Raw genomic sequence first — 9,598 nt, 5'->3', positions numbered from 1 at the left:
CGCCGCGCGCGACCCCGCCGCCGTCCTCGACGGATTCCTGCGCGCGCTCGGCGTCGGTGGGGGCCCGTGGAAGTGGACGCCTCCGTGGATGGCGCCGCTCTGGACGAGGTTGGCGGGCGAGGAGACGTCGGCGTGGTTGTGCGTGGCCCCCGTGGAGTCGGTGTGCTGGGGATGGGTGTCCATGCGGCCTCGCGCTGTGGGGGTCGTGGAGGGGATCGTCCCCGTTGGGGAGGGGGTGTCACACGAGTGTTCGATGGCTGGCCTTCCCGCGGCCGGAGGTTTCTACACGCTTGGTGGCGGTGTGAATGCGAAGGGGTAGGATGGGGGAACGAACGAAGGCGCCTTTACGGCGTAGATCCTCCAACGCACGAACGGCTCTCACCCCCGCCGAACCACGCCCGCGCTTGCTGTTTTGATTGCCAAGATGGTGATTCGAAACTGAATCGGTCGTGAATTTGATGTTTTGCAAATGAATCTCTTGCCAACGGGAGGGGATTTTGTCACAGTGGAGGGACGCAGCAGGAGTGCGGAACGTCACATCCCACTCCCCCGACCAGAGCGTCGGGGGTGTCCACGGCCACCCGGCCGACCCGGACACCGCTCCCGCCCGTTTCCGCCGAGGACGCCTTCATGCCCACGGTCGCCAGCACGGTCATCGCTCCCACGGGAATCGACGACCCCGGGACCGGTCCCACGCCCGCCGAGGGTGGGGACCCCCGCCCGAGGCGCCTGTCCCGCCGACTTCCCCACACGCCGACCGCGGCCCGCGGAGCGCGCACGGCCGTCGGGGACTTCCTGCGCGGTCTGGGCCAGGAGATCCTCCAGGACGCGGCCCACCTGGTCGTCACCGAACTGGTCGCCAACGCCGTCCGGCACGGACGACCGCCCGTCGACCTGATCCTGACCTGGCTGGACGGCCGCGCGGGCCGCACCGGGCTGCGCGTGGAGGTCCTGGACCGCGGGACGGCGGCCTCCCCCGGGCTGGGCGCCGGGTTCGGCGACGACCAGGCCGAGGGCGGCCGGGGCCTGACGCTGGTCCAGGCGTGCTGCGACCGCTGGGGCTTCTCTCCCGGCACGGACGCGGGCACGCACGTGTGGGCCGAGCTCGAACGGCCCCGCGCCGACGGCTGAGCGTTCGGAGCCGGGCGGGAGCGGCGACGCCCGGCTCAGGGGACGCCGCCGCGGTCCGTGCCCCGGTCAGGCCGGGCGCGTCCCTCCCATACCCGGCAGGCGCCGCTCGATCCTGGCGCGGTCCGGCTCCAGCCACGGCGGCAGACGCAGCCCGCACCCCAGTGCGACCAGCGGTTCGTCGACGTCGAAGCCGGGCCCGTCGGTGGCGATCTCCAGCAGCGCGCCACCGGGTTCGTTGAAGTAGATCGACGTGAAGTAGCGGCGGTCGCGGACCTCGGTGACGTCCACTCCCGCACGCGTCAGGGCCAGCCGCCAGGCGTCCTGGGCCGCGCGGTCGGGCGCCGGTAGGCGACGTGGTGGACGCTTCCGGCCGCGACCAGGCCGCGCTCGGCCCGGGGTGCGGCCACGACGTCGACGATGGCGCCCGTCGCGGCCGCGGCCGCGACGGCGCGAAAGCGCAGCCGGTCCCCGGACTCGTCGACGAGCCGGAAGCCGAGCTGGTCGCCGAGCATGCGCGCGGTCCCCTCCGTGTCCTGCTCGGTCAGCGTGACCGAGCGGATGCCCCGGACGGCGTGCTCGACCGGCACCGCTCCCCCGTCCCAGGGGTCGGTGTCGTGGGGGTCGGCGTTGGCGGCGAGTTCGATGAGCAGGCCGTCCGGGTCGCGCAGCGCCAGGACGTCCTCCTCGGCGCGCGCGGCGGGACGGGTGGCGGCCACGTTCAGCGCGGCCAGATGGTCGGCCCACCAGCCCAGCGACCCCTCGGGCAGGGACAGCGTCGTGGTGGTGGCCTGGCCCGCGCCCGGGCGGCCGGGCGGGGCGCGGGCCGGGGGAAGAAGGTCAGGACGGTGCCGGGGTTGCCCGCGCTGTCGCCGTAGTACAGGTGGTAGGTGTCGGGGAGGTCGAAGTTCACCGTGCGCTTGACCAGGCGCAGGCCGAGAACGTCGCGGTAAAAGTCCGCGTTGGCGCGCGGATCGGTCGCGATCGCGGTCACGTGGTGCAGGCCCGTGGGGCGCACGTCCATGGCGTCGCCTTCCGACACGTAGTTGAAGTTTGAACAAAAGGCCGTGGGAGGATCTGCCCTCCACCGGTGTCGGCAAACCTCCGGTGAGCCGGGTTCAGGAGGGGGCGGTCCGTCGGCGCAGGCGCAGGCCGACCAGCGCCGCGAGCACGCACAGGACCAGTGCGTAGACCACCGCGCCGCGCCAACCCGTGGCGTCGTAGACCAGTCCGCCGCACCAGCCGAACAGGCTCGCCCCCAGGTAGTAGGCGAGCGTGTACACGGCCATGGCCTGCGCCCGTGCGGCCGTCGCACGCCGGCCCACCCACGCCGAGGCGGTGGCGTGCGCGGCGAAGAACGCGAAGGTCATCACCAGCAGTGCGGCCGCCAGGGCGACCAGCGACGTGGTGGCCAGGCCGGACAGTCCGGCCGCCATGAGCGCGGTCGCGGCCAGCAGCACCGCGTACCCGCCCCAGCGTGCGCAGGCCGCCCCCGCCACGGCCGAGCCGAGCATCCCGGCGGTGTAGGCGAGGAACAGCAGGGAGGCCGTCGACTGGGACAGCCCGAAGGGCTCCTGGACCAGGCGGAACCCGAGCAGGTTGTAGACGGTCATGAACGAGCCCATGAGCAGCAGCGCCTGGGCGTAGAGGGCGGGCAGCCCCCGCGTGGTGAGCGCGGCGAGCAGCCGTCCGCGCGGGCTGGCTCCGGCGCCGCGGTCGGGCGCGGGACTCCCGCCGGCGTTCCGGCGCGGCAGGACCAGCACGAACACGGCCAGTGCGACCACGCCGAGCAGGGTGTTGGCGGCGATCCCCCACTGCCAGCCGCCCAGGTCCGCCGCGAACCCGGCCAGCAGGCGCCCGCCCATGCCGCCCAGCGGGTTGCCCGCGATGTAGAGCCCGGTGGCGCGCGGGGCGTCGACGGGGTGGATCTCCTCGGCGAGGTAGGCGACGGCGGCCGCGGGCACTCCGCCCAGGGCCGCGCCCTGGAGGGAGCGGGCGGCCAGCAGGGCGGGCAGGTCGGTGGCCAGCGGCGCCAGGCACCCGAGGAGGGTGGCCGCGAGCAGGGAGAGGGCGATGACGCGGGCCCGGCCGATCCGGTCGGCGGTCCCGCTCCACACGAGCGTGAACCCGGCCAGGCCGCCCGTGGCCAGGGACGCGGCCAGCGCCGCCTCGGCCGCGGAGGCGTCGAAACCGGTGGCGATGGCGGGCAGGATCGGTTGGACCGACCACAGCTGGGCGAAGGTGGCCACGGCGGCGGCGACCATGGCCGCGACCGTGCGCCGGTAGGCGCGGGTGCCCGCGCGCGGGCGGGTGTCGTGGACGGGCACGGGGCTGCTGGCCGCGGACATGGCTCCACACTAGGAAGACCCGTTTCATGCGTCCAATGCATGTGTTGTGGGTGTTTCATACTGAAAGGCATGAGTACTACGGATGCCCTGGTCGGCGTTCTGGCGCCGCGACTGCGCATGGTCGCGGCGGTGGCCGAGACCGAGCACGTCACGCGGGCCGCCGAGGTGTTGGACATGCCGCAGCCGACGCTGAGCCGCGCGCTGGCCCGGCTCCAGGAGGAGTTGGGGATGGCGCTGGTGGAGCGCACGGGGCGCGGCGTGCGGCTGACGCGTGCCGGTCGGCTGTTGCTGCCGCACGTGCGGCGCGCCCTGGAGGACCTGCGGACGGGCCTGGCGGAGCTGGCCGACGCCGAGGAGGGGCGGGTGGCGCTGACCTTCCTGCCCACCCTGGGCGTGGAGGTGGTTCCGGCGCTGCTGCGCGGCTTCCGGGCACGGCATCCCGGGGTGCGGTTCACACTCACCCAGGAGGCGTGGGCGGAGTCCCTGCGGCGGGTCTCCTCGGGCGGCGCGGATCTGGCGCTGACCTCGCCGCTGCCGTCCGGGCCCGGACTGGCGTCGGCGACGCTGCACACGCAGGCGCTGCGGCTGGTGGTGCCCGAGGACCACGCCCTGGCCGCGGTGACCGGCGGGGTGCGGGTGGCGCAGGCGGCCGGGGACGAGTTCATCCTGCTCAAGCCGGGGCGCGGGGTGCGCCATCTGACCGACCGGTTGACCGACCGCGCGGGCTTCACGCCCCGGGTGGCGTTCGAGGCCGACGACATCGCGACGGCGCGCGGGCTGGTCGCGGCGGGGCTCGGGGTGGCGGTGCTGCCCGCGCGGCCCCGGGGGCCGTTGGGCGGCACGGCGGAGCTGGCGGTCCTCGGCGCCGACACCACGCGGCCGATCGGGGTGGTCTGGCCGCGGGAGGGGTCCGGGGGCGGGTACGAGCCCCCGGCGGTGGCGTCGTTCCGCGAGCACGTGCGGCGGGTGGGGCCGCGCCTCATCCCCGATCTGACGGGGTGAGGCGGGCCCCGCTCCCGCCCGCCGCGGAGCGGGGCCGGGGCGGGCGGGAGGCGCCGTGGCCGCCTACTCGACGGTGACGGTGACCTCCATGCCCATGGCCCGGTGGTCGCCCACCGAGCAGTAGAAGGTGTACGTGCCGGGCTGGAGGGTGACGGTGACGCTCTGGCTGGCGCCGCCTTCGATCACGGGGACGATCTGCTCGTCGCCGAGCTCCTCGACCACCAGGTCGTGCTCTGTCTGCCCGGCGTTGTCGAAGTCGATCCGGGTCGTGCCCGCGGGCAGGACCTGGGGGAAGCCGGCGTAGGACATCTCCACGGCCGTGACGGCGATGGTCGCCACGACCTCGCCGTCCTCCTCGGCGGAGCCGCTGGGTGCGGCCTGTTCCTCGGTCGCGGTGTCGTCGGGGGCGTCGGCGCCGCCGCCGGAGCAGGCGGCGAGGGCGAGGCCGAGGGCCAGGGTTAGGGCGGCCAGAGGGGTAGGACGTGCCATCGTGCTGGTCTCCTCTTGGGGGGTGAACGAATCGTGGAACCACGGGTCGCGCGCGGGACCGGGCGGGCCGGGGCGGTGAGCGCCGGGCGGTCGAACACCCGGCGTCTGGTGGTCCGGGGCCGGGGGAACTCCCCCAGCGGGCCCACGACCGCACCAGGCGGGCCTCAACCTGACACAGATGGGGCTGTAGGGAAAGGGGGGGTGGACATGACATTGCGCACACGATCGGACACATCGCGTGGACACTGAGGTGGGAGCGGTGTTGTGCGGAAAACCAAAACGTCGCCTTTACGACGTAGATTCCTTCACTCGGCACCGTCAGCGAGCGGGCGGATCCGTCTGTCGGTGGCCATGTGAATGTCAGTGGTTCGGACACCGAACTGTCAGTGGCATGGCCACGAAAGTGTCAGTGATCTGGGTCACTGACCGCATGGAGTGTGCCATCTGGAGTTCACCGGGCTCGATAGCGTCTGGCTATGTCGGAGGCAGAAGAACACGCGGTCCTGTTCGTCCGCACGTGGGCTGAGACAGTGCTCAGGCAGATTGAACGAGTGGACGAAGCTCGCGAGAAGTTCCACCTGGACAGCAGGAACTATGAGCGGATGGAGGACTGGAGCCCAACCGAGGAGGACGTCGGACGGGCCTTCCGTGCGCTCTGGGCCGAGGAGCACACCCTGGTCTGGGCAGCACATCAGCTTGAGCAATGGCGTATCCGCTTGGGCCAACTGCGCAAACGAGATGGTGTCTCCAGAGACAGGAAGCTGGCCAGTCTCCGCAACGCCTTGGAGCACTTGGTGGAGGCCGACTTCCAGGATGGCTATGCCGTCCCGAAGGAGGGGCGGGGCGCATCCGGCAGCGGCCGGGGGAAAGGTCGGGGACTAGCGAGCCTGCCGGATGGGCGGTTGGAGATCGCCATTGATGGCCCGGCGGTCTTCGACATGCTCGACACGGACGAGGTGGAGAGGGTTGCTCTTCGTCAGGTTCAAGCGATCGAGGAAGAGTTGGAACAGGATGCGGTAGAGCGGTATCTGAGCCTCATGGAGGCTTTTCCCGAGTAGGTCACCCGTCCACAGCGCGTCGGGCGGCGGCCGCCCGTAGCTCTTTCAGGTCGGGGATGTGGTTGTACAGCGTCCCCGGGCTGACGCCGAGCAGCTTGGCGATGGAGGTCACCGAGTACTCCGGGTTGGGGAGCATGTCGCGGGCCGCGCGGATCAGGTCAGCGTTGACCACGCTGGGCCGCCCTCCGACCCGGCCGCGGGCGCGGGCGGCGGCCAGGCCCTCGCGGGTGCCAGCCACGATGAGCTCGCGGATGAACGCGGCCAGCACGGCGAACACATGGAAGACCAGGCGCCCACCAGGGGTCGTGGTGTCGAACTTCTCGTGCAGGGAGGTGAAGCCGATCTCGCGGCGGCGCAGGTCGGCGACCATGGTCACCAGGTCCTGGAGCGAGCGGCCGTACCGGTCCAGGGAGGGCACGACCAGGGTGTCGCCGGGGTTGAGGAAGGCGTGGCAGGCCTTCAGCTCGGAGCGCTCGTCGGTGCGCCCGGACTTAGTGTCGGCGAAGATGCGGCGGCACCCGGCCGCGGTGAGTGCGTCCATCTGGCGGTCGAGCTTCTGCTCGCGGGTGGAGATGCGGGCATAGCCGATGCGGATCTCGGTGAGCACGACCGGTTCGTCCGCGAGCGGGTCCGGGAGCGTGTCTATGCCCTCAATCCTCTCAGAAAACAGCTGGCGGGGGTTCTTGAACAACACCGGTTTCTGAAGGGGTTCTTGCAGGCTCCGGGCGGATTCTGGCGCCCGCCCGCCGAGGTCTTCAGAAAACGAAGGTTTTTTGAAAGGCTCGTTCAATCCAGGAACCGAGCCCTGACTCGGGCGAGGTCTTCCTTGGTGACTCCTGCTTCCAGGAGGTAGGTCTGTGCGTCCAGATCCTTGAGGACGTCGAGGACGCTGCCGCGTAACGTCAGTCCGCGTTCGGCCAGCAAAGACTCGATCACCGGCCCTTGGTCCTCCTTCCCCATCGCAGCGAAGAGAGGCACCAGTGCGGTGGTGGAAAGTTCGTAGTCATCGGCTATCGCACCGGCCTCAACCCCGGCCAAGGCGAGCAGCAACAGGGTGACCAAGCCGGTGCGGTCGCGCCCGGCTCCGCAGTGGAACAGGACCCCGCCGGGCCCCGACTGTGCCAGAGCGGTGATCGCCGCGGCGCATCGTTCGGTTTTGCGATCGAGAAAGGGTCGGAAGTAGAGCGGGCTCCCGTTCAGCTGCCTGCGATTGATGTCCTTCCAGAACTCGACGTCCTCGACATCGTCCAAGGGCACCTCCAGACGCCTCATCCCCGGCGGGAGGGGCGTCTGGGCCGATCCTGCGGGGAACGCGGCGGCCCCGCCTTGGCTTGTGAGGCCTTCGCCTGGGGCCGGTCGGGCCTCGTCCGGGTTGCGCAGGTCCACGACGGTGCGCACACCGGAGTCGTAGGCGGCCCGCCACCCCTCGACGGTGACAAAACGCAGATCAGCGGATCTGATGAAGGTCCCAGGACGGGTGGTTCGGCCGTGGCGGGTAGGAAGGTCACCGAGGTCACGGGTGTTGAAGAACCCTTCCCAGGTGATCTGTCTGCTGTCGCTCATAAACGCCAGGGATACTTCCCCCCACGGAAGAAGAAAAGTTCCTTAGTCCCTTTCCAGTCAATTCACCGGTTCGCTGACGGCCGAGCCGCTGAAGCCGCATCATCGAACCAGAGCGGTGAGGAGGGCCATGGCACGAGCGGACCGCGAAGCACTCGACTCCGCACTGACCCGGTTACAGAATTTGCGCGAGGCGGGAATGTTGGTGACCGCTCACGTGCGCCTGGCCGCCCAGGGGCTCGCGCTGAGCGAACGCAGCGTGTGGCACTACCTGGCCGCCGCCGGAACCGAACGTGAGAGCGGCCGCTCCCCCTACCGGCTCAGCAACACAGACCGTGAGGCCTTCGCGCACTCTCGCGGCAACGTCGCCGCCGTCCACCGGGCCCGCCAAGCGGTCGTCGACGGCGCCACGGTCGCGGCAGGGGTCCCGGTGCCGGAGTTCCTGATCCGCGGCTGGTCCGGAGCCGAGGCGGTGTCGGACCGGACCCTGCGCCGGGCGTTCTCCGACCAGATGACCCTGGCCGAGGCCGCTGCCTGGCGGCACGGGGAGCGGGCCCACCGCGACAAGGACGTCTACCTGACCCGTCCCCAGCTGGCCGGTGACCAGGGCTGGGAGATGGACCACACCCAGCTGTCCGTCGTTGTGCTGCCCCCGCGCGGGCCGGCTCTGCGCCCCTGGATCACCACGGTCGTGGGCGATGCCACCCGTGCCCTGGTGGGCTGGGCGATCTCGGCGACCCCGCACTCGGGCACGGTGCTCACCGCGCTCCGCATGGCCTTGGCCCACGATGTGGAGCGCGGGCCCTTCGGCGCGGGCCCGGGCCGGGGTGCGCATCGACCGCGGCCTGGAGTTCGCTTCCGCGGCCGTGGAGGGGGTACTGGCCGCCTTGTGCGTGGCCACCCAGCGGCTGCCCGGCTACACCCCGCACCGCAAGGGCAAGGTGGAGCGGCTCAACCGCACCATCGACCAGACCTTGCTGTCGGGGTTGCCCGGGTACACCGGCGGCCCGCGCGATGCGGCCGGGTGCCTGTACGGGCCCGTTGACGACTCCCCCGCCGGCCGGGCCGCGGCCGAAGACGCCGAGGTCGGGCCGCTGCGCATCGAAGTCCTGGCCGAGCGGGTGCGGACCTGGGCGCACTAGTATAATACCCAGCGCCCCCACAGCGACCTGGACGGGCTCACCCCCGCCCAGGCCTGGGAGGCCGACCCGGCGGCGCTTGGGGTGCCTCGAAGCTTCCGAACGTCCGCAACTACTATTGGGGACGTTCGGAAGGGAAGGGTAGTTGGCTCGCAAGAAACCGTACTCCCAGGAGTTCAAGAACGAATCGGTCCGCATGGTGCTCGATGGGCCGCGCCCGGTCGTACATGTCGCACGGGAACTCGGTCTCGATGACACCACTCTCGGAAACTGGATCGCGGCATATAAGCGCGAACACGGGCAACTTCCCACCCAGCAGGACACCGAGAAGTCCGAGCGTGAGCGAGAACTGGAACGCGAGAACCGGAAGCTCCGTGAGCAAGTCGCTTTCCTAAAAGAAGCGACTGCCTTCTTCGCGGCCGAGAATCAGTGACGTCCAGGTACGAACTGATCAACGCGGAGAAGGACAACCATGCGATCGTGGACATGTGCGTCTGGCTAGGAGTGTCCCGATCCGGGTACTACGAGTGGCGAAACCGTCCGGTATCAGCGACAGAGAAACGGCGCGACCGGCTGAGGTCGGTGATCGCCGCCGTTTTCGACGCCAACCACGAGACGTACGGATACCGGCGCGTTCACGCCGTCTTGAAGCGATCCGGTGAGCGGGCCGCTCCGGAGCTGGTGCGCCGCCTCATGCGGGCCCTGGGGCTCCAGACCTGCCAACCGCGCCCCTGGAGGCCGACAACCACCGAGGCCGGTCCTCACCACCGCATCCCCGACCTGGTGGAGCGGGACTTCACCGCTGCGGAGCCGGGACGCAAGCTCGTGGGAGACGTCACCTATATTCCCACGTGGGAGGGTTTTCTCTACCTAG

Annotated in this window: 12 protein-coding genes and 1 pseudogene; 6 read left to right on the top strand and 7 right to left on the bottom strand. The window is 70.8% G+C overall.

From position 1 onward, the window contains the following. A partial coding sequence (locus BJF83_RS27175; RefSeq protein WP_262391825.1) for a hypothetical protein occupies window positions 1-183 on the bottom strand: 183 nt, incomplete at its 3' end. Between the two features lie 447 nt (window positions 184-630). Here BJF83_RS27175 and BJF83_RS23925 point away from each other — a divergent pair. Next, window positions 631-1,131 (top strand): ATP-binding protein, encoded by a 501-nt coding sequence (locus tag BJF83_RS23925; RefSeq protein WP_143832065.1) that lies wholly within the window; start codon window positions 631-633, stop codon window positions 1,129-1,131. A 66-nt stretch (window positions 1,132-1,197) separates the two neighbouring features. Here BJF83_RS23925 and BJF83_RS23920 read toward each other — a convergent pair. Both BJF83_RS23920 and BJF83_RS23915 read right to left on the bottom strand, forming a co-directional pair. After that, window positions 1,198-2,152, bottom strand: a pseudogene (locus BJF83_RS23920) (VOC family protein). Between the two features lie 94 nt (window positions 2,153-2,246). After that, the gene (locus BJF83_RS23915; protein ID WP_075928094.1) at window positions 2,247-3,476 is read right to left on the bottom strand and encodes an MFS transporter; all 1,230 of its coding nucleotides are present in this window, start codon (window positions 3,474-3,476) and stop codon (window positions 2,247-2,249) included. A gap of 69 nt (window positions 3,477-3,545) precedes the next feature. On the opposite strand from BJF83_RS23915, the gene BJF83_RS23910 reads away from it, so the two are divergent. Then, the gene (locus BJF83_RS23910; protein WP_075928093.1) at window positions 3,546-4,478 is read left to right on the top strand and encodes a LysR family transcriptional regulator; all 933 of its coding nucleotides are present in this window, start codon (window positions 3,546-3,548) and stop codon (window positions 4,476-4,478) included. Window positions 4,479-4,541: 63 nt separating this feature from the next. Here BJF83_RS23910 and BJF83_RS23905 read toward each other — a convergent pair whose 3' ends face one another. Beyond that, window positions 4,542-4,967 (bottom strand): cupredoxin domain-containing protein, encoded by a 426-nt coding sequence (locus BJF83_RS23905; protein WP_075928092.1) that lies wholly within the window; start codon window positions 4,965-4,967, stop codon window positions 4,542-4,544. Window positions 4,968-5,443: 476 nt separating this feature from the next. Between BJF83_RS23905 and BJF83_RS23900 the strand changes: the two genes are divergently transcribed. Continuing rightward, window positions 5,444-6,025, top strand: coding sequence for a hypothetical protein (locus BJF83_RS23900; protein WP_075928091.1), 582 nt, complete (start codon window positions 5,444-5,446; stop codon window positions 6,023-6,025). 1 nt (window position 6,026) lies between these two features. On the opposite strand, the gene BJF83_RS23895 is transcribed toward BJF83_RS23900, so the two are convergent. From BJF83_RS23895 to BJF83_RS27170, 3 genes are all read right to left on the bottom strand, one after another. After that, complete coding sequence (locus tag BJF83_RS23895; protein WP_262391824.1) at window positions 6,027-6,632, bottom strand: recombinase family protein; 606 nt, start codon at window positions 6,630-6,632, stop codon at window positions 6,027-6,029. Between the two features lie 179 nt (window positions 6,633-6,811). Then, window positions 6,812-7,588: a tyrosine-protein phosphatase gene (locus BJF83_RS23890; protein WP_075928090.1), complete on the bottom strand. Its 777-nt coding sequence runs from the start codon at window positions 7,586-7,588 to the stop codon at window positions 6,812-6,814. Window positions 7,589-8,158: 570 nt separating this feature from the next. Beyond that, window positions 8,159-8,347: a hypothetical protein gene (locus tag BJF83_RS27170; RefSeq protein WP_143832064.1), complete on the bottom strand. Its 189-nt coding sequence runs from the start codon at window positions 8,345-8,347 to the stop codon at window positions 8,159-8,161. Window positions 8,348-8,373: 26 nt separating this feature from the next. Here BJF83_RS27170 and BJF83_RS23880 point away from each other — a divergent pair, with 26 nt between their 5' ends. The 3 genes from BJF83_RS23880 to BJF83_RS23870 form a co-directional block, all read left to right on the top strand. Continuing rightward, the gene (locus tag BJF83_RS23880; protein ID WP_143832063.1) at window positions 8,374-8,727 is read left to right on the top strand and encodes a transposase family protein; all 354 of its coding nucleotides are present in this window, start codon (window positions 8,374-8,376) and stop codon (window positions 8,725-8,727) included. A gap of 142 nt (window positions 8,728-8,869) precedes the next feature. Further along, complete coding sequence (locus BJF83_RS23875) at window positions 8,870-9,157, top strand: transposase (RefSeq protein ID WP_075928087.1); 288 nt, start codon at window positions 8,870-8,872, stop codon at window positions 9,155-9,157. Continuing rightward, a partial coding sequence (locus BJF83_RS23870; RefSeq protein WP_143832062.1) for an IS3 family transposase occupies window positions 9,154-9,598 on the top strand: 445 nt, incomplete at its 3' end. The genes BJF83_RS23875 and BJF83_RS23870, both read left to right, overlap by 4 nt.

It is taken from the genome of Nocardiopsis sp. CNR-923 (assembly GCF_001942255.1).
GTDB lineage: Bacteria > Actinomycetota > Actinomycetes > Streptosporangiales > Streptosporangiaceae > Nocardiopsis.
The sequence above is the reverse complement of the archived record's forward strand: the minus strand, read 5'-3'. Positions and strand labels throughout refer to the sequence as shown.